Source organism: Streptomyces sp. NPDC006602, assembly GCF_042870385.1.
Lineage (GTDB): Bacteria > Actinomycetota > Actinomycetes > Streptomycetales > Streptomycetaceae > Streptomyces.
The window spans coordinates 143,548-168,462 of sequence record NZ_JBIAHG010000008.1; the positions used below are offsets into that span (position 1 = coordinate 143,548).

General features: G+C 71.0%; 21 protein-coding genes and 1 tRNA gene. 17 read left to right on the top strand and 5 right to left on the bottom strand.

What is annotated here, in order from left to right; genetic code table 11:
• Positions 1-16 precede the first annotated feature (16 nt).
• Entirely contained in the window at positions 17-2,752 is a 2,736-nt protein-coding gene (locus tag ACFYO2_RS22260) for a Tat pathway signal sequence domain protein (RefSeq protein WP_388351620.1), read from the top strand.
• A gap of 7 nt (positions 2,753-2,759) precedes the next feature.
• On the opposite strand, the gene ACFYO2_RS22265 is transcribed toward ACFYO2_RS22260, so the two are convergent.
• The gene (locus tag ACFYO2_RS22265) at positions 2,760-5,159 is read right to left on the bottom strand and encodes an SCO7613 C-terminal domain-containing membrane protein (RefSeq protein WP_388351623.1); all 2,400 of its coding nucleotides are present in this window, start codon (positions 5,157-5,159) and stop codon (positions 2,760-2,762) included.
• Between the two features lie 102 nt (positions 5,160-5,261).
• On the opposite strand from ACFYO2_RS22265, the gene ACFYO2_RS22270 reads away from it, so the two are divergent.
• Positions 5,262-5,708, top strand: a complete 447-nt coding sequence (locus ACFYO2_RS22270) for an SRPBCC family protein (protein WP_388351626.1) — start codon at positions 5,262-5,264, stop codon at positions 5,706-5,708.
• A gap of 39 nt (positions 5,709-5,747) precedes the next feature.
• Positions 5,748-5,819, top strand: a tRNA-Val gene (locus ACFYO2_RS22275).
• A gap of 47 nt (positions 5,820-5,866) precedes the next feature.
• Here the strand turns inward: ACFYO2_RS22275 and ACFYO2_RS22280 are convergent.
• Positions 5,867-6,595, bottom strand: a complete 729-nt coding sequence (locus ACFYO2_RS22280) for a 3'-5' exonuclease (RefSeq protein WP_388351628.1) — start codon at positions 6,593-6,595, stop codon at positions 5,867-5,869.
• A gap of 193 nt (positions 6,596-6,788) precedes the next feature.
• Between ACFYO2_RS22280 and ACFYO2_RS22285 the strand changes: the two genes are divergently transcribed.
• The 3 genes from ACFYO2_RS22285 (at position 6,789) to thrS (ending at position 10,656) form a co-directional block, all read left to right on the top strand.
• Positions 6,789-7,355, top strand: a complete 567-nt coding sequence (locus ACFYO2_RS22285) for a DUF4365 domain-containing protein (protein ID WP_388351631.1) — start codon at positions 6,789-6,791, stop codon at positions 7,353-7,355.
• Complete coding sequence (locus ACFYO2_RS22290) at positions 7,352-8,587, top strand: hypothetical protein (protein WP_388351633.1); 1,236 nt, start codon at positions 7,352-7,354, stop codon at positions 8,585-8,587. The genes ACFYO2_RS22285 and ACFYO2_RS22290 overlap by 4 nt, the downstream gene beginning before the upstream one ends.
• 92 nt (positions 8,588-8,679) lie before the next feature.
• Entirely contained in the window at positions 8,680-10,656 is a 1,977-nt protein-coding gene (gene thrS, locus ACFYO2_RS22295; protein ID WP_388351636.1) for a threonine--tRNA ligase, read from the top strand.
• Positions 10,657-10,687: 31 nt separating this feature from the next.
• Here thrS and ACFYO2_RS22300 read toward each other — a convergent pair whose 3' ends face one another.
• The gene (locus tag ACFYO2_RS22300; RefSeq protein WP_388351639.1) at positions 10,688-11,344 is read right to left on the bottom strand and encodes a potassium channel family protein; all 657 of its coding nucleotides are present in this window, start codon (positions 11,342-11,344) and stop codon (positions 10,688-10,690) included.
• 66 nt (positions 11,345-11,410) lie between these two features.
• Between ACFYO2_RS22300 and ACFYO2_RS22305 the strand changes: the two genes are divergently transcribed.
• Complete coding sequence (locus ACFYO2_RS22305) at positions 11,411-11,989, top strand: HIT family protein (RefSeq protein WP_388351642.1); 579 nt, start codon at positions 11,411-11,413, stop codon at positions 11,987-11,989.
• Between the two features lie 108 nt (positions 11,990-12,097).
• On the opposite strand, the gene ACFYO2_RS22310 is transcribed toward ACFYO2_RS22305, so the two are convergent.
• Entirely contained in the window at positions 12,098-13,759 is a 1,662-nt protein-coding gene (locus ACFYO2_RS22310) for a hypothetical protein (protein WP_388351645.1), read from the bottom strand.
• Between the two features lie 212 nt (positions 13,760-13,971).
• The gene (locus ACFYO2_RS22315; protein WP_388351648.1) at positions 13,972-16,170 is read right to left on the bottom strand and encodes an elongation factor G-like protein EF-G2; all 2,199 of its coding nucleotides are present in this window, start codon (positions 16,168-16,170) and stop codon (positions 13,972-13,974) included.
• 285 nt (positions 16,171-16,455) lie between these two features.
• On the opposite strand from ACFYO2_RS22315, the gene pgsA reads away from it, so the two are divergent.
• The 10 genes from pgsA to ruvB all read left to right on the top strand — a co-directional run bounded on the left by pgsA (position 16,456) and on the right by ruvB (position 24,835).
• Positions 16,456-17,187 (top strand): phosphatidylinositol phosphate synthase, encoded by a 732-nt coding sequence (pgsA, locus tag ACFYO2_RS22320; protein WP_388352010.1) that lies wholly within the window; start codon positions 16,456-16,458, stop codon positions 17,185-17,187.
• A complete protein-coding gene (locus tag ACFYO2_RS22325) occupies positions 17,184-18,104 on the top strand; it encodes a phosphatidylinositol mannoside acyltransferase (protein ID WP_388351651.1) in 921 nt (306 codons plus the stop codon). The genes pgsA and ACFYO2_RS22325 overlap by 4 nt, the downstream gene beginning before the upstream one ends.
• Positions 18,101-19,270 (top strand): glycosyltransferase family 4 protein, encoded by a 1,170-nt coding sequence (locus ACFYO2_RS22330; RefSeq protein ID WP_388351654.1) that lies wholly within the window; start codon positions 18,101-18,103, stop codon positions 19,268-19,270. The genes ACFYO2_RS22325 and ACFYO2_RS22330 overlap by 4 nt, the downstream gene beginning before the upstream one ends.
• 180 nt (positions 19,271-19,450) lie before the next feature.
• Positions 19,451-19,993, top strand: a complete 543-nt coding sequence (locus tag ACFYO2_RS22335) for a hypothetical protein (protein WP_388351657.1) — start codon at positions 19,451-19,453, stop codon at positions 19,991-19,993.
• 134 nt (positions 19,994-20,127) lie between these two features.
• Complete coding sequence (gene pdxS / locus ACFYO2_RS22340) at positions 20,128-21,039, top strand: pyridoxal 5'-phosphate synthase lyase subunit PdxS (RefSeq protein ID WP_388351660.1); 912 nt, start codon at positions 20,128-20,130, stop codon at positions 21,037-21,039.
• A 25-nt stretch (positions 21,040-21,064) separates the two neighbouring features.
• Entirely contained in the window at positions 21,065-21,673 is a 609-nt protein-coding gene (gene pdxT, locus ACFYO2_RS22345) for a pyridoxal 5'-phosphate synthase glutaminase subunit PdxT (protein WP_388351663.1), read from the top strand.
• Positions 21,674-21,721: 48 nt separating this feature from the next.
• The gene (locus tag ACFYO2_RS22350) at positions 21,722-22,474 is read left to right on the top strand and encodes a YebC/PmpR family DNA-binding transcriptional regulator (RefSeq protein ID WP_388351666.1); all 753 of its coding nucleotides are present in this window, start codon (positions 21,722-21,724) and stop codon (positions 22,472-22,474) included.
• A gap of 125 nt (positions 22,475-22,599) precedes the next feature.
• Positions 22,600-23,130 (top strand): crossover junction endodeoxyribonuclease RuvC, encoded by a 531-nt coding sequence (gene ruvC, locus ACFYO2_RS22355; protein ID WP_388351669.1) that lies wholly within the window; start codon positions 22,600-22,602, stop codon positions 23,128-23,130.
• Positions 23,127-23,732: a Holliday junction branch migration protein RuvA gene (ruvA, locus tag ACFYO2_RS22360; RefSeq protein ID WP_388351671.1), complete on the top strand. Its 606-nt coding sequence runs from the start codon at positions 23,127-23,129 to the stop codon at positions 23,730-23,732. The genes ruvC and ruvA overlap by 4 nt, the downstream gene beginning before the upstream one ends.
• A gap of 32 nt (positions 23,733-23,764) precedes the next feature.
• Positions 23,765-24,835, top strand: coding sequence for a Holliday junction branch migration DNA helicase RuvB (ruvB, locus tag ACFYO2_RS22365; protein ID WP_388351674.1), 1,071 nt, complete (start codon positions 23,765-23,767; stop codon positions 24,833-24,835).
• Positions 24,836-24,915 lie beyond the last annotated feature (80 nt).

A 24,915-nucleotide genomic window follows, 5' to 3' on the forward strand; every position in this document is an offset into this window, starting at 1 on the left:
ACGGAAAGGAAAGGCCATGTCCCCCATTCCCCGCAGGTCCCTTCTCAAGGCGGCCGCGGTCGCCGGAGCCGCCGCGCAGTTCAGCTGGGCGCTAGGAGCCAAGGACGTACAGGCGGCGCCGAGAGCCGCCGAAGCCGACGCCGATCCGGTGACCCTGGACTGGCTGGAGGACGGCGGCCTGGGCGCCGCCCCCGGCTCCACCCTCGGCGTCCCCTGGCCGAAGGGCACCTACCAGAAGGACCAGAAGTTCGCGATCACGGACGCGGACGGCAAGGCCGTGCCCGTGCAGTCGTGGCCGATCGCCTACTGGCCCGACGGCTCGCTCAAGTGGACCGCGCACGCGGTGAGTTCGGGCAACGGCAAGCTCACTCTGACCGCGGGCGAGACAGCCGCCCCCGCCAAGAAGGTCACCGTCGACAAGAGCGGCGCCACCATCGACGTCTCGACCGGCGTCATCACCGCGAAGATCGGCACGTCCGGTGCCACGCTGATCAAGTCGGTCACCCGCGGCTCGACAGAGATCGCCAAGAACGGTCGGCTCGTGCTGATCCGCCAGCCCGAGATCGAGGACGAGGACCAGGGCGCGGTCAGGACCGAGCGCTTCGAGGGTGCCATCTCGAAGGTCGAGGTCGAGCAGGAGGGCCCGGTCCGCGCGGTCGTCCGCATCGACGGCAAGCACCGCAAGGGCAGCCGGAGTTGGCTGCCGTTCTCCATCCGGCTGTACTTCTACGCGGGCGCCGACTCCTTCCGGATGGTGCACACCATCACCTTCGACGGCACCCAGGAGCCCGGCAAGGCAAGCGGCGACTTCATCCGCGGCCTCGGCGTGCGCTTCACCGTGCCGATGCGCGACCAGTCGTACGACCGCCACATCCGCATCGGCGGCGACGGCGCCGGTCTGCTGCGCGAGGCCGTCAAGGGCATCACCGGACTGCGCCGCGACCCGGGCGCGGCCGTGCAGGCGGCGCAGTACGAGGGGAAGAAGCTGCCTGACCCCTCCACCTGGGACCAGCGGGTCACCACCCGGCTCCAGTACATCCCCGAGTGGGGCGACTACACCCTCTCCCAGCTCTCCGCCGACGGCTTCGGCCTGCGCAAGCGCACCAAGAAGGGCCACGGCTGGATCGGCGCCGGCGGCGGCAAGCGCGCCTCCGGGTTCGGGTACGTCGGCGGGGCGAGCGGCGGGTTCTCCTTCGGGCTCAGGGACTTCTGGGAGAAGTTCCCGGCCCAGCTCGACATCCGCGACGCCCAGACCGACGAGGCCGAGGTCACCCTCTGGCTCTGGTCGCCCGAGGCGCAGCCCATGGACCTGCGCTTCTACCACGACGGCATGGGCCAGGACACCTTCGCCGAACAGCTCGAAGGCCTCAACATCACCTACGAGGACTACGAGCCCGAGTTCGGTACCCCCTACGGCATCGCCCGCACCTCCGAACTCCTCTTCTGGGCCAACGAGTCGACGCCGAGCGCCGAGACGCTCGCCGAACAGGTCGAGGCCGTACGGGTGCTGCCGCAGCTGGCCGCCCCGCCCAAGCAGCTCATCAAGGCCGGCGTCTTCGGCCCGGGTCTGTACTCCGAGCCGGACCGTTCCACGCCCGCCAAGGCCAAGATCGAGGACCACCTCGACTTCCTCTTCACCTACTACAAGGACCAGGTGGAGCAGCGCCGTTGGTACGGCTTCTGGGACTACGGCGACATCATGCACACGTACGACACGGTCCGGCACCAGTGGCGCTACGACATCGGCGGATACGCCTGGGACAACTCCGAGCTGTCGCCGGACCTGTGGCTGTGGTTCGCGTATCTGCGCTCGGGCCGGGCGGACATCTTCCGCTTCGCCGAGGCGATGACCCGGCACACCGGTGAGGTCGACGTCTACCACCTGGGCAAGTGGGCCGGCCTCGGCACCCGGCACGGTGTGCAGCACTACGCCGACAGCGCCAAGCAGCAGCGCATCGCCAACACGACGTACCGCCGCTACTACTACTTCCTCACCGCCGACGAACGCGTCGGCGATCTCATGCACGCCAACGTCGACTCCGACGAGACCTTCCTCGTCCTGGACCCGCTCCGGAAGGTCCGCACCGACCCGTACACCCCCGACCGGCACGCCCTGTCGGTCGGCTTCGGTACCGACTGGAGCGGGCTGGTGTCGGCCTGGCTGACCGAGTGGGAGCGCAAGGGCCCCAAGTGGGAGAAGGCCAAGGCGCGAGTGCTGTCGACGATGGAGGGCATCGCCGCCCAGCCCAACGGCTTCGTCCAGGGCAGCGGGCTGTACGACCTCGACACGGGCAAGTTCGCGATCGCCTCGGCGCCCGTGGTCGGGGTCTCGCACCTGTCCGCCGTCTTCGGCCTCAACGAGCTGTGCGCCGAGCTCATCGACCTCGTCGACATGCCGAAGTTCAACGAGGCCTACTTCGACTACTGCCGCTACTTCAACGCGACGAAGGCCGAGCAGGCGGCACGCTACGGCTCCAACTTCGGCTCGCTGCTGCTGTTCCAGGGCCACTCGCGCCTCGACGCGTACGCCGCCGTCCAGACCGGCGACGAGAAGCTCGCCAAGCGGGCGTGGGACAAGTTCTACAACTCCGACGGGTACAAGGAGTCGGCGCCGTGGAAGACCGAGAAGCTGAGCGGCCCGGCCGCGCTGGTCCCGGGCAGCGAGGCCACCTGGGTGGCCACGAACGACACCGCGCTCTACGGCCTCGCCGCCATCGAGAACCTGGCCCTGCTGGGGGACAAGATGCCGTAGCCGTCGGCTAGTTCATCTTCCCCAGGACCTCCCGCACCCGCCGGACATCACGCAGTCGCTGCTCGTACGTCGCCCCGAGTGCGAGCAGCAGCAGTCCGGCGAGGGCGGGAGGCACCCAGCGGGGGAGGGCGTCGGTGACCTGGACGAGATAGGGCGCGAGTTCGTGCAGCGCGTCCAGGGTCAGTACCCAGCCGCCGAGCAGGAGCGGCGCCTGGAGGTGGTGCCGGGCGCCCAGCAGGGTGACCAGCAGGGCCGCGACGCCCAGCAGCAGGGGGCGCGTCCAGTGGGCGTCACCCCAGGCCGCGACCAGGCTCGGCACGAGGGTGGCGGCGAGGCCGGGGCCGTACGCCGTCCAGGAGGACGCCTGCGGGTCGCGGCGCCGGCGCAGGGCGCCGACCAGCAGCGCCGGCACGGTGACCGGGAGCGTGTACGCCTCGGGCGTCTCGACCTCCCAGGCCGCCAGGCGCACCCAGGTGGCCAGAACGAACAGGGCGGCGGCCGCATAGCCGACGGGGCGGCGGTCCGGGCGGATCGCCGTACCCGCGGCGATCACTCCGCCGAGGGCCAGCACCACGGCCAGCAGGGGAGGGTCGGTGACGGCGAGTCCCATGGCGAGCAGTCCGGCAACGGCTCCCGTGATCTCGACCGGCACCGTGGCCGGGGCGCCGCCCAGCCGTGCGGCCAGGGCGGCCGCGGCCACGGGGACGGCCAGGACGAGCAGCGCGGTGTGCGACGGCTGCCAGTCCATGGCGGCGCCGGTCGCGCAGGCCAGTGCGGCGGCGTACGCGAGTGCGGCCGGGGCTGTGGCCGGGGCGAGGCGCGACTGCCACGAGGCCGTCGCGAACAGCACGGTGAGGATGGAGAGCACGGTGAGGGTCGCGGCCTGCGAGGCGAGGGCGAGGAAGGTGAGGCTGAGGGAGGTGACCAGGGCGAGGACGAGGGCGGTGAGCCGAGTGGGAACCAGCGGACGGGACGGCGTTCCGGTCGGCACGGCCGCGCCTCGGCGTACGTGTACCGCACCCCCGAGCGCCCCGGCCGCCACGGTGCCCTGAGCCAGTAGGCCCATCGCATAGGGGAGTTCGAGCACCGACGGAAGCACGATGACTGTCGCCCACGTCAGGCCCGACGCGCCACACAGCGCCCGAGGGCGCCACACCGCGTCACGGACCGCGAGGACGAGCACGGCCGCGACGGCCGCCAGGACGACCGGAACCGTCTCCGCGTGCTGCGGCCACGGCGCGTCGAGCGTCACCGCGGCGCGGGCGTCCGACGGTGTGCCGGCCCACGCCCGCTCCGCCCAGCCGACCGGCCCCAGCACCGCCAGAGTGACGACGGGCAGTGTCCACAGCAGGGCCAGCGCCTGTACGGCGCCCGAGGCCCAGGCGAAGCCGTGCCGCACCGCCTCCGGCAGCCGCCCGGCCCGCATCGCCGCCAACAGGGCGATCCCGCAGGCCAGATGGACCGGAACCGTCCACGCCTCCGGCAGCACAGGGCGTGCCGCCCCGCCGAACGCGGCGACCGTGAGCAGCCCCGCGGTGACGGCGAGAGGGACGGCTCGCTGCTCGCCCTGGCTCCGCCACGCCGCGCCCAGCGCGATCGCCGCTCCGAGGAGAAGGAGCGCCGCCGCACGGGCGGCGGCGCTCGTGCCGGTGGCCGTCCAGGACAGCCAGCCGGCGGCCAGTACGCCCCAGGCGCCTGTGCCGTACGCGCCGACGGTGGCAGCGATCCGTACGGACCGGGCAGTCGCCCGGAGTGCCACACCCGTGTCGAACGCGGCCGTCACCAGGAGCGCGGCCGTGACCCCGTAGGGAACGGCGTCGGCGGCCAGCGACCAGAGCAGCAGCGGGAGTTGGGCCGAGGCCAGGGCGGCGGGCAGGGGCAGACGCAGGTCGGACGTCGTCGGCAGCAGGCCGTACCCGGCCCACAGCACCGCGAGTGCGGCCGACGCGAGCGCCGCGTACCCCGTGCCGTCCACCTCCGGAAGGGCCACCTCGTGCAGCGCGTACGCGTCGAGCACCGTCAGCGCGAGCCCGAGGCCCGCCACCGACTCGGCCGTCGAGCGCAGGCCCCGCTTCAGCAGGGGCACCGGCGCCGCGAGCGCGGCCAGCGTGACCGCGCCGAGCACCACGGCCCGCCCGGCGATGCCCAGATGACCCCAGCTGACCAGTGTGAACACCATCGCGGCGATGGTGAGCAGGACGCCGCCGAGCAGGAGCAGCACGTTCTGGACGCGCGGTGCGGGAGCCTCGGGGCGGGGCGGCGCGACAGGCGCGGGCGGCGGTGCCTGGTGCAGGGCCGCGATCAGCCAGGCACGGCGGGTCAGCAGCTGGGCCCGGCGGGCGTCCAAATGCCACAGCTCGGCATCGAGGAGCCGCAACTCCTCGGCCGGGGGCGGAATGTGCGTCATGCCGTCGAGTGTGGTCGGCGTCACGTCGTACGCCATGAGTGCGCGTACTCAGGGCGTACTCAAATACGCCTCACCGCGCCTGCCTGCGGGCAGACTCCGTCCATGGACTGGACCCATTACCGCTTCCTCAGCCGGTGGAATCTGCCCGTCCCGCCCGCCGCCGTGTACGAGGCGCTGGAACGGGCCGATGACTATCCGCGCTGGTGGCGGCAGGTGCGCGAGGTGAACCGGATCGACGACACGACCGGAGTGGTCAGGGTCCGCTCCCTCCTGCCGTACGACGTGACCTTCACCGCCCGTGAGGTGCGGCGCGATCCGGCGGCCGGGGTCCTGGAGATCGCCATGTCCGGCGACCTCGACGGCTGGGCGCGCTGGACGATCACCGCGGACGGTACGGGCAGCCTGGCCCGCTACGAGCAGGTAGTCGACGTGCGGAAGCCGCTGCTGCGGCGGTTCGCCGTGCCCGGACGGCCGGTGTTCCGCGCCAACCACTGGCTGATGATGCGGGCCGGGCGGCGCGGTCTCGCCGGGCACTTGGAAGCGGTTTGAAGGAAGGCCGCGGGGACCTGTATTGTTCAGGGCGTTCCCGGGCGATTAGCTCAGTGGGAGAGCGCTTCGTTCACACCGAAGAGGTCACTGGTTCGAACCCAGTATCGCCCACCGGGAAAGGCCGGTCCGTCCCAGACGGACCGGCTTTTTTGTTGCCCTCACGCGGCCGCCGCCGGCAGATCCGGGCGCAGCGGCCACGCCGGGTCCACCTCTTCCTCCGTGCCGCTGCGCGCGAACCATGCCTGCAGGCCGCGCGCCTGCGCCGCGTGCCACACCGCCTGCAGGGTGTGCAGTTCGGCGGGGCTCAGGCGCTCCAGCCGGGCCGCGAACCGGCGGCCCACCGCCCGTACGACGTCCATCGCGGCCAACGCGTCGGCGCCCGCGTCGTGCGCGCCCTCCAGCGAGACGCCGTAGTGCTCACACAGGTCGGTGAGGGTGCGGCGGCCCTTGCGGTAGCGGTCCAGGTACTTGTCCAGGACCCGTGGGTCGAGCACCAGCAGTGGCGAGGGCTCGAACCAGCGGTCCAGGGACGAGGCGCGATGGCGGCGCAACTCCCGGTCCAGGATCGTCAGATCGAACGGCGCGTTCATCACCACCAACGGGCGGCCCACCCTGGCCTGTTCGGCCAGCGACTCCGCTATCTCGTACATCACCGGAGCCGGCCATCGGCCGTTGCGCTGCAGATGCTCCTGAGTCAGTCCGTGCACCTCCGTCGCCCCGGCCGGCACCGGCACGCCCGGGTTGACCAACCACCGGGTCACCCGCGGCCGGGTGCCCGGTGCGTCCTGGACGACGACGGCGGCCGACACGATCCGGTCGGTCTCGACGTCGACACCCGTTGTTTCCGTGTCGAAAGCGGCCAGGGGCCCTTCGTACCAACACGTCATACCTACACAACCCCTCGTTCACCCACGGCAGCTGACGCCCCGTCGTCTGCCCCGTTTGGTGATACCCGGGCTGTTTGCGCCGTACGCCGGAAGGACACAACAGGAGTACGGGTCTTTGCAGTTCAGTGGCCCGAACGCGGGATTCACTCGGCCCTGGTGTGGGCAATTCACTTGGCTTGGAAGGCTGTTCGTCATGGCGATAGCCCAGCCCGAGCGGGGCGGGCTGCTGCCCGAACGCGCGGGCCCCCAGCGCGGCACACTCGCCACCACGGCCTGCATGGAGACCTTGCAGGTGGGCTATCTGCATGCCGTCGCCGCTGCGGCCGGCTGCTCGCTGTCGCAACCCTTTCCGGACAACGGCATCGACTGGCACGTCAGTCACGGCTCACCCGGGCACACCGTCGATGACGAGGTCACCATCAAGGTGCAGCTGAAATGCACCTACCAGGTCCCGCCGAATCCCCCCGGCCGCACCTTCTCCTTCACGCTCGACAACGACCACCTGCGCAAGCTCGCCCGCACACCGGTCTCGGTCCACAAGATCCTGGTCGTGATGCTCGTCCCACGGTCACAGGATCAATGGCTGCGGGCCGGCCACGACCGGCTCGACCTCAGACACTGCTGCTACTGGGTCAACCTCGCCGGTCACGCCATCACCGGCCGGAACCGGACCACCGTGCGGATACCGACCTCGCGCATCTTCGACGACCGGGCGCTCTGCGAGATCATGACGCGCGTCGGGACGGGAGGCAGACCATGACGCACCGCCCGCTGGAAGGGCCACTACGGCCCGTACGACCGCACCCCGTCGACCAGGCCGCCCTCGCCTGGAACCGTTCCCCCGACCCCGCCGAGGTCGACCCCGCCGTGCTCGGCGCCCTGCTGCACCGGCACGGCTGGGAGCGACGCGGGGGAGCGGCCGGGCGGTACGGCCGATGGACCCCGCCGGGACCGGGCGGCGGCGGCACGAGTCTGCTGGTGCCCGAGAGCCGGGCCTTCCCCGACAGCGAGGACCTGCTCGGCGAGGCGCTCCTCGCGCTGTCCCGCAGTGGGACGCCCTCCGCGCGTGAGGTGCTGCTCTCCCTCGCCGTGCCCAGCGACGAGATCCGCTGGTGGCGCGACGTCCCGACCGGTCCGGCCGGAACCGTCCCCTGGACGGTCGAGGAACACTTGCGTTCGGCCGCCCGCCAGACGCTGCTCGCCGGAGCACTCGCCACACGCGCGCGGGCGGGCTATTACGGCGCCCGCTACCGCCGCTCAGCCGCCGCGGTCCTGGAGAACGTCCTCGTCGGCTCCGCGGCAGGCGGCCGCCGTCTGACCGCCTTCGTGCCCGTCGGCACCGGCCGCCCGCTCGCCGTACGCCTGCACCAGGCCCTGTACGCCGCCCGCGAGGCCATCGACTACCAGCGGGCCACCGGCGGCATGGACGCCTTCGACGGCGCCGTCGCGGCGGGCGTCAGCCGCGAGCTCACCGAGGCTCTGATCGCCCTCGTGCGCGGTACGGAGGGGGCGTGCATCGGCGTGGAGTGGGCACCGGCCGCCGGTGTTCCCGAAGGATGCGCGGCGCCCGCCGAGGCCGTCGAGTTCTCGCCCGGCGACCTGCCCGTGCTGCGCGAGGCCGGCGCCCGCTATCTGCGCGAGGAGCCCTCCGTGCCGGTGCGGATCACGGGTGCGGTGGTCAGGATGCGCAGGTCGGGGCCGCGCGGGGAGGGATCGGTACGGCTGCGGGTGATCGCGGGCGCCGAGATCCCGCACATACGACTGACGCTGGACGAGGAGTCGTACCGGATAGCCGGGCACGCGCACCTCGTCGGACTGCCGGTGCGGGTGTACGGGCGGCTCGAGAGCAGGGGCGGCTTCCGGCGCCTCATGGACGCCTCCGGGGTCGAACCGGTGCAGGTGGACGAGGCCGAGCGGGACCGGCTGATGAAGTCGCTGCAGGAGACCGCCGAGATCACGGCCTTCTTCGAGGAGGCCTGCGGCGGGGACTGATTTCGCGGAGGGCGGCCCTGGGTCGGTACGATCGCCTATTGCGCACGCAATAGGTTATGGGTTGCGCATCCACCTTCAGTCAGGAGAGACCGGTGTCAGACGTCCGTGTGATCATCCAACGCGATTCCGAGCGGGAAGAGCGCACGGTGACGACGGGCACTACGGCCGCCGAGCTCTTCGCCGGCGAGCGCTCGATCATCGCCGCGCGCGTGGGCGGCGAGCTCAAGGACCTCGCGTACGCACCCGGCGAGGACGAGGTCGTGGAGCCGGTGGAGATCTCCTCCGAGGACGGCCTGAACATCCTGCGCCACTCCACCGCGCATGTCATGGCGCAGGCCGTGCAGGAGCTCTTCCCCGAGGCCAAGCTGGGCATCGGCCCGCCGGTCAAGGACGGCTTCTACTACGACTTCGACGTCGAGAAGCCGTTCACGCCCGAGGATCTCAAGGCCATCGAGAAGAAGATGCAGGAGATCCAGAAGCGGGGGCAGAGGTTCTCCCGCCGTGTGGTGTCCGACGAGGCGGCTCGCGAGGAGCTGGCGTCCGAGCCGTACAAGCTGGAGCTGATCGGCATCAAGGGCTCCGCCTCCACGGACGACGGCGCGGCCGTCGAGGTCGGCGCCGGTGAGCTGACGATCTACGACAACCTGGACGCCAAGACCGGCGACCTGTGCTGGAAGGACCTCTGCCGCGGTCCCCACCTGCCCACCACCCGGAACATCCCGGCGTTCAAGCTGATGCGCAACGCGGCCGCCTACTGGCGCGGCAGCGAGAAGAACCCGATGCTCCAGCGCATCTACGGCACCGCCTGGCCGACCAAGGACGAGCTGAAGGCGCACCTCGACTTCCTCGCCGAGGCGGAGAAGCGCGACCACCGCAAGCTCGGCTCCGAGCTCGACCTGTTCTCGATCCCCGAGCAGATCGGCTCCGGCCTCGCCGTCTTCCACCCCAAGGGCGGCATCGTCCGTCGGGTCATGGAGGACTACTCGCGCCGCCGCCACGAGGAGGAGGGCTACGAGTTCGTCTACACCCCGCACGCGACGAAGGGGAAGCTCTTCGAGACCTCGGGCCACCTGGACTGGTACGCCGACGGCATGTACCCGCCCATGCAGCTCGACGAGGGCGTGGACTACTACCTCAAGCCCATGAACTGCCCGATGCACAACCTGATCTTCGACGCGCGCGGCCGCTCCTACCGTGAACTGCCGCTGCGCCTCTTCGAGTTCGGGACCGTGTACCGGTACGAGAAGTCGGGCGTCGTGCACGGCCTGACCCGCGCCCGTGGCTTCACCCAGGACGACGCGCACATCTACTGCACGCGTGAGCAGATGTCGGAGGAGCTCGACAAGACGCTCACCTTCGTCCTCGGCCTGCTGCGGGACTACGGTCTGACCGACTTCTACCTGGAGCTGTCGACCAAGGACCCGGAGAAGTTCGTCGGTTCCGACGAGGTCTGGGAAGAAGCCACCGAGACCCTCCGTGAGGTCGCCGAGAAGCAGGGCCTGCCCCTGGTCCCGGACCCGGGCGGCGCGGCCTTCTACGGCCCGAAGATCTCCGTTCAGACGAAGGACGCCATCGGCCGTACCTGGCAGATGTCGACGATCCAGCTCGACTTCAACCTGCCGGAGCGCTTCGAGCTGGAGTACACGTCGCCCGACGGCTCCAAGCAGCGTCCGGTCATGATCCACCGCGCGCTGTTCGGCTCGATCGAGCGGTTCTTCGCGGTGCTGCTCGAGCACTACGCGGGCGCCTTCCCGGCGTGGCTGGCTCCGGTGCAGGCGGTCGGCATCCCGATCGGGGACGCGCACGTGGACTATCTGGAGAAGTTCGCCGCCGCGGCCAAGCAGAAGGGGCTGCGGGTCGAGGTCGACTCGTCCTCCGACCGGATGCAGAAGAAGATCCGCAACGCCCAGAAGCAGAAGGTGCCCTTCATGGTCATCGCGGGCGACGAGGACATGTCGGCCGGCTCGGTGTCCTTCCGCTACCGCGACGGCTCACAGGAGAACGGCATCCCGTTCGACGAGGCCATCGCGAAGATCGCGAAGGTCGTGGCGGAGCGGGCGCAGGTCTGATCCGGCGCTTCCGCCAAGGCCCTCGGGGAGGTCAGCTTCCCGGGGGCCTTGCGTCGTCCTCGCGGGCGAAGACCTGGAGCAGCCAGGACGAGAAGGACCCGGTGACCGCGCCGAGCAGCGCCAGCCCGCAGGCCATGATGCCCGCCGCGATCAGGCGCCCGAGCGGCGTCACGGGGGCGATGTCGCCGTAGCCGACGGTCGCGAGCGTCGCGCAGGTCCACCACACGGCGTCCCCGAAGGTCCGCATGGTCGCGTGCGGCGCCGCACGCTCCTGCTGGTAGACGGCGAGGGCTCCGGTGAAGCCGAGTAGCGCGGTGCTCAGACCGGCGTAGACGATGACCCGCGCCTGCAGGGACAGCCGGGGCCGGCCGCCCCGCCGCCGCACGGCCTCGTGCACCTTGACGACCCGCAGCGGCCGCAGCAAGGGGAGGACCAGTACCACGGTGTCCAGCCAGTGCGTCGCCAGGAAGCGCAGCCGCTGCCCGCTCAGCCGCCAGCGCACCGCGTAGTCGACGGCGAACATGGCCCACACGGTCAGCGTCACCGCCAGGCACAGGTCCCGCCAGCCGTCCGGCAGACCGTGGGCGAGCACACGGACCGCGTACGAGGCGAGAAAGACCAGGGACGCCACGGCGAGGGGGATCTCAGTGCGCTGTTCCAAGCTGTCCTTGCGGCTGTCGTCGTCCACCGGCCCAGCTTGGCCCGGGACGCTTTTCCCACAACCCGGCGACACGGCGCGAACGGGCGAAGTCATATGCTGCACTGCATGACGAGTGAGCCGGAGCAGCAGTGGGGCGTGGGGACCCAGGACGCGTTCCAGCGTCTGTGGACGCCCCATCGGATGGCCTACATCCAGGGCGAGAACAAGCCGACCGGCCCGGGTGCCGACGACGGCTGCCCCTTCTGCTCGCTACCGGCGAAGTCCGACGAGGACGGTCTGATCGTCCGGCGCGGTGAGCAGGTCTACGCGGTGCTCAATCTGTACCCGTACAACGGCGGCCACCTGATGGTGGTGCCCTTCCGGCACGTGGCCGACTACACGGATCTCACGGACGCGGAGACGGTCGAGCTCGCCGCGCTGACCAAGCAGGCGATGACGGCCCTGCGCACGGCGTCCGGCGCCCACGGCTTCAACATCGGCATGAACCAGGGATCGGTTGCGGGTGCGGGTATCGCGGCCCACCTCCACCAGCACATCGTCCCGCGCTGGGGCGGCGACACGAACTTCATGCCGGTGGTCGGGCACACGCGGGTGCTGCCCCAGCTGCTGGCGGACACCCGGAAGATGCTGGCGGAGGCCTGGCCGGCAGAACCCGGACCGTCCGGCGTGTGAGGACGAGGCCCGTTCAGGGCTGAAGGGGGTCTGGGGGCGCAGCCCCCAGGGACGGCCGCCCAGACCCACCCCAGCCGCACGCTGCCCGTAGGCCCCACCGCCGGAGGCCTACGCGTCGTACACGTCCGCCTTGCGCGGTGCCACGTCCTGCACCGCCGTGCTGAGGAACGCCGACCGGGTGCCGAACTTCTCCGTGTCCGCTCCGTTCTCCTCCAGGACCCGGATCGCCGCCGCGTGCACGACCCGCAGCACCGGCGTGGCCGCGCGCAGCGCGTCGTCGGCCATGAAGCGGTGCCGCCACGGCTTGTCCGCCCAGGCGTGCCGCAGCCCGAAGGGCTCGGGGAGGGTCAGCGTGCCGCCCAGCCAGTTCAGCAGCGGCGGATACCAGGTCAGGGGCGCCCGGGCGGCCAGGCGGACCACCTCGTCCGCGTCGACCAGCGGGAGCTTCACCTTCCGCGTCTCCCAGAACTTGAGCTGCTTGGCGACTTCCTTCTCCTTGGCCTCCGGCTTTGAGGTGAACAGCGAGTGCACCGGGCCCAGCGCATGCCCGGTCACCTCGATGCGCAGCGTCTCGTGCAGCACGGTCACCGTGATCAGCATGGTGATGACCAGTTGTCCGTCCCACAGCGTCCACTGCACGCCCAGGTAGTGCCGGTCGCCCGCGCCGAACTGCTGCTTGTTGCAGATGTCCTGTATGGCGTGCGACTTGACCTGGTACGCGTCCACGTCCGTGCCCTCGGGACGGGACACCGCATTGGCGTTCTCCCCGACCGGGGTGACGATCCAGTGCCGTACGGACGCCTTCGGGAAGCCGCCGGTGTTCAGCGTGTTCCGCTCCAGCATGCGCAACCGGTCGTGGATGGACCGTATGACGTCCCAGCTGCGGAAGGGGTGGATCTCCCGGTCCGGATGGCGTGAGACCAGGTCCTCGGCGAGCTGCCAGCTGCCCCAGCGGGTGCCCATGCCGAGTATGCCCTTGGGCCCGGCGTAGAACACCGAGTTGGACTGTTGCTCGGCGCTCAACTTGGCCAGCGACTGGCGCAGTTGCTCGGCCGCGGTCTCGCGGGGGCTGCTCGGCACCGCCTCGGGGACCTTGGCCCCGACGCTGCTTCCGGACAGCAGGCTGTTCCAGCGCTCCCGGAGGTCCGTCGCCGTGCGCTCGCAGATCTGCTTGGCCCAGAACCAGCCGACCACCGGCATGACGATCGCCGCTCGCGCGTACCACGCCCAGAAGCCGCCGAACGGCGTGCGCACGAGGAAGATCACGGCGAGGGCGCCGACGCCCACGAGCAGGGCGGTGGCGAGGGCCCCGGCCTGCTTGTTCTCGGTCTTGGCCACGGTGGTGCGGATCTGGAAGACCAGCAGCCAGATGAGGAGCCCGGGCAGGAACAGCAGACCGCACAGGACCATGACGATGGTCAGCAGGTTGTCGCGGTCCCTGCGGATGTTGTTCGCCGCGAGGCAGTGCTCGACCACGACCTGCGGCTCGGCGCCGAAGGACTGGATGAGCGGCTTGCGGCCGGCGCCCAGCATGCGGGCGATCACGGCCCCGGAGAAGGCCTCGCCCAGGTTGGGCCGGAAGATCCGCGCCCATTTACGACCGTCCTTGACGATCGTCTCGTGCCACTCGCTGTTGGCAGCGAGGATGTCCTTGACGGGATTGTCGCGATAGGCCGCGGAGGCCAGCGCGAACGTCGCCGTCTGTTCTCCGTCGCCCGTGCGCGGCACCTGCGGACCGAAGATGTCCGCGTAGCCGCTGTCAACGGTCATTCCCGCCCCCCGATCGCCGCCGGCACCCTGCTCATGCGGCCTTCCCGACTTCCGTGCTTCGCACACCTGTTGATCAGGTCATCAGCGTATCCGCAGGCACGGACATCCGTCGGCGGACGTAGAACATCCCGTCGGTCCGACGCCCAACATTCCGCCGGCGGACGGCCGAAGCCGTCCGCCGACGCGGAGGGGAGCGTTCCGCAGACGTCCAACTACGAGGCGCTTCCCACCTCTTCACGGATCCTTTCCGCGATCTGCGGCGGCATCGGCTCGTGCCGGGCGTACGCGCGGCTGAAGCGGGCCGTGCCGTGGGACAGGGAGCGCAGGTCGACGGCGTACCGGTCGATCTCGATCTCGGGCACCTCCGCGCGCACCAGCGTCCGGCCGCCGCTGATCTGTTCCGTGCCGAGCACCCGGCCGCGCCGCCCGGACAGGTCGCTCATCACCGCGCCCACGTAGTCGTCGCCGACCAGGATGGTCACCTCGGCCACCGGCTCCAGCAGATGGATCTTCGCGTCGGCCGCCGCCTCCCGCAGCGCCAGCGCGCCGGCCGTCTGGAACGCGGCGTCGGAGGAGTCCACGGAGTGCGCCTTGCCGTCCAGCAGGGTGATCCGGATGTCCTGGAGTGGATGGCCGACCGCAACTCCCCTGGCCGCCTGGGCCCTTACGCCCTTCTCGACGGACGGGATGAACTGGCGCGGCACGGCCCCGCCGACGACCTTGTCCACGAACTCGATGCCCGAGCCGCCCGGCAGCGGCTCCACCTCGATCTCGCAGATGGCGTACTGCCCGTGGCCGCCGGACTGCTTCACATGGCGGCCGCGGCCCGCCGACTTGGCCGCGAACGTCTCCCGTAGGGAGACCCTGTGCGGTACGACGTCGACCTGGACGCCGTACCGGTTGCGCAGCCGCTCCAGGGCGACATCGGCGTGTGCCTCGCCCAGGCACCACAGCACCACTTGGTGGGTGTCCTGGTTCTGCTCGAGCCGCATGGTCGGATCCTCGGCGACCAGCCGGGACAGGCCCTGCGAGAGCTTGTCCTCGTCCGCCTTGCTGTGCGCCTGGATGGCGAGCGGCAGCAGCGGGTCGGGCATCTCCCACGGCTCCATGAGCAGCGGGTCGTTCCTGGCCGAGAGGGTGTCCCCGGTCTCCGCGCGGCCGAGTTTCGCCACGCACGCGAGATCGCCGGCGATGCAGTGGGTGAGCACCCGCTGCTGCTTTCCGAACGGTGCGGACAGCGCGCCGATGCGCTCGTCGACGTCGTGGTCCTCGTGCCCCCGGTCGGCGAGACCGTGTCCGGAGACGTGCACGGTCTGGTCCGGGCGCAGGGTGCCCGAGAAGACCCGCACCAGCGAGACCCGGCCCACATACGGGTCGGACGACGTCTTCACGACCTCCGCGACCAGCGGGCCGTCCGGGTCGCACAGCTTCAGCTCACGCGGTTTGCCGTCGACCGTGGTGACCCTCGGTGCCGCGCGCTCCAGCGGGGTCGGGAAGCCGCGGGTGACCAGTTCGAGGAGCTCGGCGGTGCCGAGCCCGTGCCGGGCGCCCTCGGCCGCCGGAGCGGCTGCCAGGACCGGGAAGAAGACGCCGCGTGCGACGGCCCGCTCCAGGTCCTCGATGAGCGTCTTGACGTCGACCTCCTCGCCGCCGAGGTAGCGGTCCATGAGGGTCTCGTCCTCGCTCTCGGAGATGATCCCCTCGATCAGCCGGTTGCGGGCCTCCTCGATGAGCGGCAGCTGGTCCTCGCCCGGTTCGGACTCCTTGCGCTCCCCGGTCGAGTAGTCGAACAGCTTCTGCGACAGCAGCCCGATCAGCCCGGTGACGGGCGCGTGCCCGTCCGGTGCCTGGGGGCCGCGCAGCGGCAGGTACAGCGGCAGCACGGCGTCGGGGTCGTCGCCGCCGAAGGCCTCCGCGCAGGTCCGCGTCATGTCCTCGAAGTCCGCCCGGGCGGACTCCAGGTGCGTGATGACGATCGCGCGCGGCATGCCGACGGCCGCGCACTCCTCCCACACCATGCGCGTCGAGCCGTCCACCCCGTCGGAGGCCGAGACGACGAAAAGGGCCGCGTCCGCCGCTCGCAGACCGGCCCTGAGCTCTCCGACGAAGTCGGCGTATCCGGGAGTGTCGAGAAGGTTGATCTTGTACCCGTCCCATTCGACGGGGACCAGGGAGAGTTGCACCGAGCGCTGCTGCCGGTGCTCGATCTCGTCGTAGTCGGAGACGGTGCCGCCGTCCTCCACACGGCCCGCCCTGTTCACCGCTCCCGTCGTGAGTGCGAGAGCCTCCACCAATGTGGTCTTGCCCGATCCGGAGTGGCCGACCAGCACCACATTCCGTACGGACGCGGGTTGGTCGGCCGCTGTTGCCCTGCCGGCGGCTCCGGGGTGTGCGTTCGCCTTGTCGCCCATGGCCTTGCCTCCCGTGCACGGTGAGGTCACTGTGGGCGCGGACGTGCGGACCCGCGTGCGGTGGCGGCTCCGGTGACGCCCGCGGTGTTCTTCGAGCTTTCCACTCCCGTCACGGTGCGTCCATACGGCGGACGAGATCCTGCCGCCCGGCCCGGAGCGGGCCGCCGGATCGCCCGCCGCTCGGCCCCGTACGAGTCGCGAGACCCCGCCGTGACCGGGATGCCGTCGGGCCGTGACACGGGCCTGACGGTGCCCGGCCGTCGCCCACGCGCGCGCGTGGCTACGATGGGCCAGCCGGTGGCCAGCAGGGGCCGCACGGCCACACCGACCCTCGGGAAGGCCATGCTGAACAAGTACGCGCGTGCATTCTTCACGCGTGTCCTCACACCGTTCGCCGCGTTTCTCATCCGGCGGGGCGTCAGCCCCGACACGGTGACCCTCCTCGGCACCGCCGGTGTGGTCGCGGGCGCGCTGGTCTTCTACCCCAGGGGCGAGTTCTTCTGGGGCACGATCGTGATCACACTGTTCGTGTTCTCCGACCTCGTCGACGGAAACATGGCCCGCCAGCTCGGCCGCACCAGCCGCTGGGGCGCCTTCCTGGACTCGACACTGGACCGGGTCGCCGACGGCGCGATCTTCGGCGGCTTCGCGCTCTGGTACGCGGGCAACGGCGACGACAACGTCCTGTGCGCCGTCTCGATCTTCTGCCTGGCAAGCGGCCAGGTGGTGTCGTACACCAAGGCCCGTGGTGAGTCGATCGGACTGCCGGTCGCCGTCAACGGACTCGTCGAGCGCGCCGAGCGCCTGGTGATCGCCCTGACCCTGGCGGGCCTCGCGGGCCTGCACAAGTTCGGGGTACCCGGTATCCAGTACCTGCTGCCGATCGCGCTGTGGATCGTGGCCGTAGGCAGTCTGGTCACGCTGATCCAGCGGGTCGTCACGGTCCGACGGGAGTCCGCCGAGGCGGAGGCGGCCGCCGCGCAGCAGGAGTCGCAGGGGAGTGAGGCGGCGAAGTGAGCGCCCAGGAGCGGGTCATCGACGCGCTGTACGGCCTCGGCTGGGGGGTCGTGAAGAAGCTCCCCGAGCCGGTCGCCGTGCGCCTCGGCCGGAGCATCGCCGACCTCGCCTGGAAGCAGCGCGGCAAGGGCGTCCGGCGGCTGGAGAGCAACTACGCGCGCGTGGTGCCCGACGCGAGTCCCGAGCGCCTGGCCGAGCTCTCGCGCGCGGGCATGCGGTCGTACCTGCGCTACTGGATGGAGTCCTTCCGGCTCCCCGCCTGGAGCGCCGAGCGCGTCAGGAGCGGCTTCGAGGCCAAGGATCTGCATTACCTCACCGACGGCCTCGCGGCCGGCAAGGGCGTCATCCTCGCGCTGCCGCACATGGCCAACTGGGACCTCGCCGGCGCCTGGGTCACCACCAAGCTCGACACGCCCTTCACCACGGTCGCCGAGCGCCTCAAGCCGGAGACGCTGTACGACCGTTTCGTCGCCTACCGTGAGGGCCTCGGCATGGAGGTCCTGCCGCACAGCGGCGGCACCGCGTTCGGCACGCTGGCCCGGCGGCTGCGCGACGGCGGCCTGGTCTGCCTGGTCGCCGAACGGGATCTGTCCTCCTCCGGCGTCGAGGTCCAGTTCTTCGGAGAGGCCACCCGGATCCCGGCCGGCCCGGCGCTGCTCGCCCAGCAGACCGGCGCGCTGCTGCTGCCGGTGACACTCTGGTACGACGACTCACCCGTCATGCGGGGCCGGGTGCATCCCCCGGTCGAGGTCCCCGAGTCAGGCACGCGGGCCGAGAAGACGTCTGTCATGGCACAGGCGCTGGCCGATGCCTTCGCCACAGGGATCGCCGAACATCCGGAGGACTGGCACATGCTGCAGCGCTTGTGGCTCAAGGACCTTGATCCCGCGCGTTCTCCCGCCGGAGGGACCGCGTGAGGATCGGCATCGTCTGCCCGTACTCCTGGGACGTACCGGGTGGCGTCCAGTTCCACATCCGCGATCTCGCCGAGTACTTCATCCGCCTCGGCCACCAGGTCTCCGTCCTCGCCCCGGCCGACGACGACACCCCGCTGCCGCCGTACGTCGTCTCGGCCGGCCGCGCGGTGCCGGTGCCGTACAACGGCTCGGTGGCCCGCCTGAACTTCGGCTTCCTGTCGGCGGCCCGGGTGCGGCGCTGGCTGCACGACGGCGAGTTCGACGTCATCCACATCCACGAGCCGGCCTCGCCGTCCCTGGGCCTGCTGGCGTGCTGGGCCGCGCAGGGGCCCATCGTCGCCACCTTCCACACCTCCAACCCGCGCTCCCGGGCCATGCTCGCCGCGTACTCGATCCTGCAGGCCGCCCTGGAGAAGATCAGCGCGCGGATCGCCGTCAGCGAGTACGCCCGCCGCACGCTCGTCGAACACCTCGGCGGCGACGCCGTGGTCATCCCCAACGGCGTCGACGTCGACTTCTTCGCCCGGGCCGAGCCCAAGACCGAGTGGCAGGGCGACACGATCGGCTTCATGGGGCGCATCGACGAGCCCCGCAAGGGCCTGCCGGTGCTGATGAAGGCCCTGCCGAAGATCCTCGCCGAGCGCCCGCAGACCCGGCTGCTGGTCGCCGGGCGCGGCGACGAGGAGGAGGCGGTCGAGTCGCTGCCCGCCGAACTGCGGCCGCGCGTCGAGTTCCTCGGCATGATCAGCGACGAGGACAAGGCCCGTTTCCTGCGCAGCGTCGACCTGTACGTCGCTCCCAACACCGGCGGCGAGAGCTTCGGGATCATCCTGGTCGAGGCGATGTCGGCGGGCGCCCCGGTGCTCGCCTCGGACCTGGACGCCTTCGCCCAGGTTCTCGACCGGGGCGCCGCGGGCGAACTGTTCGCCAACGAGGACGCCGACGCGCTCGCCGTGGCCGCCGTACGGCTGCTCGGGGACCCGGCGCGGCTGGCCGAGCTGCGAAAGCGCGGCAGGGCGCACGTACGGCGGTTCGACTGGTCTACGGTCGGCGCGGACATCCTGTCCGTGTACGAGACGGTGACGTCCGGCGCGGCAGCGGTCGCCGCGGCGGAGGAGGAGCGGGCGACGGGCCTGCGGGCACGGCTGGGGCTGGCGCGGGACTGAGCTGGAGGGGGCGGCATACTTTTTCAGCGCCGGTCCGCTTCACCCAGCCCGTCCGGCGTTTGAGGACGGGGCCCGTTCAGGGCCGAAGCGGGGGTACGGGGGCGGCGGCCCGCGTCCACACCGACGCCCCGCACGACACCCCGCCAAGCCCAGCGGAGCGCCCCGGTAGCCTTGCCGCCCGTGACCGCAACCCTCATCTGGATCCTCGTCGCGTTCGTCGCGATCGGCCTGTACCTCAGCTGGACGGCCGGGCGGCTCGACCGGCTGCACGCCCGCATCGACGCCTCGCGCGCCGGCCTTGACGCCCAACTGCTGCGCCGCGCCTCGGTGGCGCAGGAACTGGCCACCTCCGGTGTGCTCGACCCGGCCGCCTCAATCGTCCTGTACGAGGCCGCGCACGCCGCCCGGCAGGCCGAGGAGGAGCAGCGGGAGGTCGCCGAGAGCGAGCTGAGCCAGGCACTGCGGGCCGTGTTCGCCGACGCGCAGCAGGTGGAGGCGGTACGAGCGGCGCCCGGGGGAGAGGAGGCCGCCCGGGAACTCACCGAGGCGGTGCGCCGGGTGCCGATGGCCCGGCGCTTCCACAACGACTCCGTACGGGCGGCCCGGGCGCTGCGTCGGCACCGCAAGGTGCGCTGGTTCCGGCTGGCGGGACACGCGCCGTTCCCGTTGGCGTTCGAGATGGACGACGAGCCGCCGGCGGCACTGGCCGATCGCCCGACCTAGTCCAGCCTGGGCCACTCGCACCCGCCCGCGGCCGAAAAACGATCCACCGCCTTTCCATTGGCCCTTGCTGTGGACTGCTCCCCTCGCGTTTCCTCGGTGCTGCAGATCCCTCTTTCACTTCAGCGAGGTCACCCGTGTCCAGCACGCTCTCCGACAACCAGACCCCCGAGACCGGCACCGCGCGCGTGAAGCGCGGCATGGCCGAGCAGCTCAAGGGCGGTGTGATCATGGACGTGGTCAACGCCGAGCAGGCGAAGATCGCCGAGGACGCGGGCGCCGTCGCCGTCATGGCGCTGGAGCGGGTCCCGGCCGACATCCGCAAGGACGGCGGCGTGGCCCGGATGTCCGACCCGACCATGATCGAAGAGATCATCGAGGCCGTCTCCATCCCGGTCATGGCCAAGTCCCGGATCGGCCACTTCGTCGAGGCCCAGGTCCTGCAGTCCCTCGGCGTCGACTACATCGACGAGTCCGAGGTCCTCACCCCGGCCGACGAGGTCAACCACTCCGACAAGTGGGCGTTCACGACCCCCTTCGTCTGTGGCGCCACCAACCTGGGCGAGGCCCTGCGCCGCATCGCCGAGGGCGCCGCGATGATCCGCTCCAAGGGCGAGGCCGGCACCGGCAACGTCGTCGAGGCCGTCCGCCACCTGCGCCAGATCAAGAACGAGATCGCCCGCCTGCGCGGCTACGACAACAACGAGCTGTACGCCGCCGCCAAGGAGCTGCGCGCCCCGTACGAGCTCGTACGCGAGGTCGCCGAGCTCGGCAAGCTCCCGGTCGTGCTGTTCTCCGCCGGTGGCGTCGCCACCCCCGCCGACGCCGCGCTGATGCGCCAGCTCGGCGCCGAGGGCGTCTTCGTCGGCTCCGGCATCTTCAAGTCCGGCGACCCGGCCAAGCGTGCCGCCGCCATCGTCAAGGCGACCACCTTCTACGACGACCCGAAGATCATCGCGGACGCGTCCCGCAACCTCGGCGAGGCCATGGTCGGCATCAACTGCGACACCCTCCCCGAGACCGAGCGCTACGCCAACCGCGGCTGGTAAGTCACCCCCTTAGGACTGCACTTACATGACTGACGCACCTGTCATAGGCGTCCTGGCCCTCCAGGGCGACGTACGGGAGCACCTCATCGCCCTGGCCGCGGCCGACGCCGTGGCCAGGCCGGTGCGGCGCCCCGAAGAGCTCGCCGAGGTGGACGGCCTGGTCATCCCTGGCGGCGAGTCCACCACCATCTCCAAGCTGGCCGTCCTGTTCGGCGTGATGGAGCCGCTGCGCGCGCGCGTGCGGGACGGCATGCCCGTCTACGGCACCTGCGCGGGCATGATCATGCTCGCCGACAAGATCCTCGACCCGCGCTCGGGCCAGGAGACGATCGGCGGCATCGACATGATCGTGCGCCGTAACGCCTTCGGGCGCCAGAACGAGTCCTTCGAGGCTTCGCTCGACGTGTTGGGCATCGCGGGCGATCCTGTGGAGGGCGTGTTCATCCGCGCTCCCTGGGTCGAGTCCGTCGGCGCCGAGACCGAAGTGCTCGCCGAGCACGAGGGCCACATCGTCGCGGTCCGGCAGGGTAACGCGCTCGCCACGTCGTTCCACCCGGAACTGACCGGCGACCACCGCGTGCACGCCCTGTTCGTCGACATGGTGCGCGCGAACCGGACGGCGGAGTCCTTGTAGGATCTCTGGGGTTCGTACGGAGTTGGGTTACGCGAAGGAGACAGGCAGATGTCCGGCCACTCTAAATGGGCTACGACGAAGCACAAGAAGGCCGTGATCGACGCCAAACGCGGCAAGCTCTTCGCGAAGCTGATCAAGAACATCGAGGTCGCGGCCCGGATGGGCGGCGTCGACATCGAGGGCAACCCGACTCTCTACGACGCCATCCAGAAGGCGAAGAAGTCGTCGGTCCCGAACAAGAACATCGACTCCGCGGTCAAGCGCGGCGGCGGTCTCGAGGCCGGCGGCGCCGACTACGAGACGATCATGTATGAGGGCTACGGCCCGAACGGTGTCGCGGTGCTCATCGAGTGCCTCACCGACAACCGCAACCGCGCCGCCTCCGACGTCCGCGTCGCCATGACCCGCAACGGCGGCTCGATGGCCGACCCGGGCTCGGTGTCGTACCTCTTCAACCGCAAGGGCGTCGTCATCGTCCCCAAGGGCGAGCTGGGCGAGGACGACGTGCTCGGCGCCGTCCTGGACGCGGGCGCCGAGGAGGTCAACGACCTCGGTGAGTCCTTCGAGGTCATCAGCGAGGCCACCGACCTGGTCGCGGTCCGCACCGCCCTCCAGGAGGCCGGCATCGACTACGACTCCGCCGACGCCAACTTCGTCCCGACCATGCAGGTCGAGCTGGACGAGGAGGGCGCGAAGAAGATCTTCAAGCTGATCGACGCGCTCGAGGACAGCGACGACGTGCAGAACGTCTTCGCCAACTTCGACGTCAGCGACGAGGTCATGGAGAAGGTCGACGCGTAAGGCTGCCGCGGGCTGAACGGTCTCAACGGGCCGACGGGACACGCCCCGTCGGCCCGTCGACATGTCGGCCGCTGTCAGTGGCACCCGATAGCCTGCACAAACAGGCGATCGAAGGGAGGGGCGCGGTGCGCGTACTCGGGGTGGACCCCGGACTCACGCGATGCGGTGTCGGTGTGGTCGAAGGGGTCGCGGGACGGCCGCTCACCATGCTCGGCGTCGGTGTCGTACGCACTCCGGCGGACGCCGAGTTGGGGGAGCGCCTCGTCGCCATCGAGCAGGGCATCGAGCGGTGGCTGGACGAGCACCGGCCCGAATGCGTGGCCGTGGAGCGGGTGTTCAGCCAGCACAACGTCCGCACCGTGATGGGCACCGCCCAGGCCAGCGCCGTCGCCATGCTGTGCGCCGCCCGCCGCGGCATCCCCGTCGCCCTGCACACCCCGAGCGAGGTCAAAGCTGCCGTCACCGGCAGCGGACGTGCCGACAAGGCCCAGGTCGGTGCCATGATCACCCGCCTGCTGCGGCTCGAGGCACCCCCGAAGCCGGCGGACGCCGCCGACGCCCTCGCGCTCGCCATCTGCCACATCTGGCGCGCCCCCGCCCAGAACCGACTCCAGCAGGCCGTCGCCCTGCACGCATCGAAAGGCCGTACGGCATGATCGCCTTCGTCAGCGGTCCGGTCGCCGCCCTCGCCCCCGACTCCGCGGTGGTCGAGGTGGGCGGGATCGGCATCGCCGTCCAGTGCACGCCGAACACGCTCTCAGGGCTTCGCATGGGCCAGCAGGCCAAGCTGGCCACGTCGCTCGTCGTCCGCGAGGACTCGCTGACCCTGTACGGCTTCGCCGACGACGACGAGCGGCAGACCTTCGAACTGCTGCAGACCGCGAGCGGCGTCGGGCCGAGGCTCGCCCAGGCGATGCTCGCCGTGCACTCGCCGGACGCCCTGCGCCGGGCCGTCTCCACCGGCGACGAGAAAGCGCTCGTCGCCGTCCCCGGCATCGGCAAGAAGGGCGCCCAGAAGCTGCTTCTGGAGCTGAAGGACCGCCTCGGCGAGCCGATCGGCGCGCCCGCCATCGGTACGGCGGTCACCGCCGGCTGGCGCGACCAGTTGCACGCCGCCCTGATCGGCCTCGGTTATGCGACTCGGGAGGCCGAAGAGGCCGTGTCCGCGGTGGCGCCCCAGGCCGAGGCCGCCGAGGGCGCACCCCAGGTCGGTCAACTCCTCAGGGCGGCCCTGCAGACTCTGAACCGCGCCCGCTGACCCACCTGCGCCACCCCAGCTAGGAGATCTCAGTGAACTGGGACGACACGACCGACACCCCCGCCGCAGAGCGGCTGGTGGACTCTGTCGCCGGCGGCGAGGACCAGGCCGTGGAGGCCGCCCTGCGTCCCAAGGACCTGGGCGAGTTCATCGGCCAGGAAAAGGTCCGCGAGCAGCTGGACCTCGTCCTGCGCGCCGCACGCGCGCGGGGAGCCACGGCCGACCACGTGCTGCTCTCCGGCGCCCCGGGCCTCGGCAAGACCACCCTGTCGATGATCATCGCGGCCGAGATGAACGCCCCGATCCGTATCACCAGCGGCCCCGCGATCCAGCACGCCGGCGACCTCGCCGCGATCCTCTCCTCCCTCCAGGAGGGCGAGGTCCTCTTCCTCGACGAGATCCACCGCATGTCCCGGCCCGCCGAGGAGATGCTCTACATGGCGATGGAGGACTACCGCGTCGACGTCATCGTCGGAAAGGGCCCCGGCGCCACCGCCATCCCCCTGGAACTGCCCCCCTTCACCCTGGTCGGCGCCACCACGCGCGCAGGCCTATTGCCGCCGCCGCTGCGCGACCGCTTCGGCTTCACCGCGCACATGGAGTTCTACGAGCCCGCCGAGCTGGAGCGCGTCATCCACCGCTCGGCGAACCTGCTCGACGTGGAGATCGAGGCCGACGGCGCAGCCGAGATCGCCGGCCGTTCCCGCGGCACGCCCCGTATCGCCAACCGTCTGCTGCGGCGCGTGCGCGACTACGCCCAGGTCAAGGCCGACGGCCTGATCACGCGGGACATCGCCAAGTCGGCCCTCGCCGTGTACGAGGTCGACGCCCGCGGCCTGGACCGTCTCGACCGCGCGGTTCTGGAGGCCCTGCTCAAGCTGTTCGGCGGCGGCCCGGTCGGCCTGTCGACGCTCGCCGTCGCGGTGGGGGAGGAGCGCGAGACCGTGGAGGAGGTCGCCGAACCCTTCCTCGTCCGGGAGGGCCTGCTCGCCCGGACCCCGCGCGGACGGGTCGGCACGCCTGCCGCCTGGGCGCATCTCGGCCTCACCCCGCCCCGCTCCACGGCCACAGGAAACGGACAACAGGACCTGTTCGGGGCGTGACGGCGAGGGCGGTGGCCGGGTCAGGAACCCTGGTGCCATGCTGAGCGTTGTTCCATGCGCGCGGACTCGCTTAGACTCCG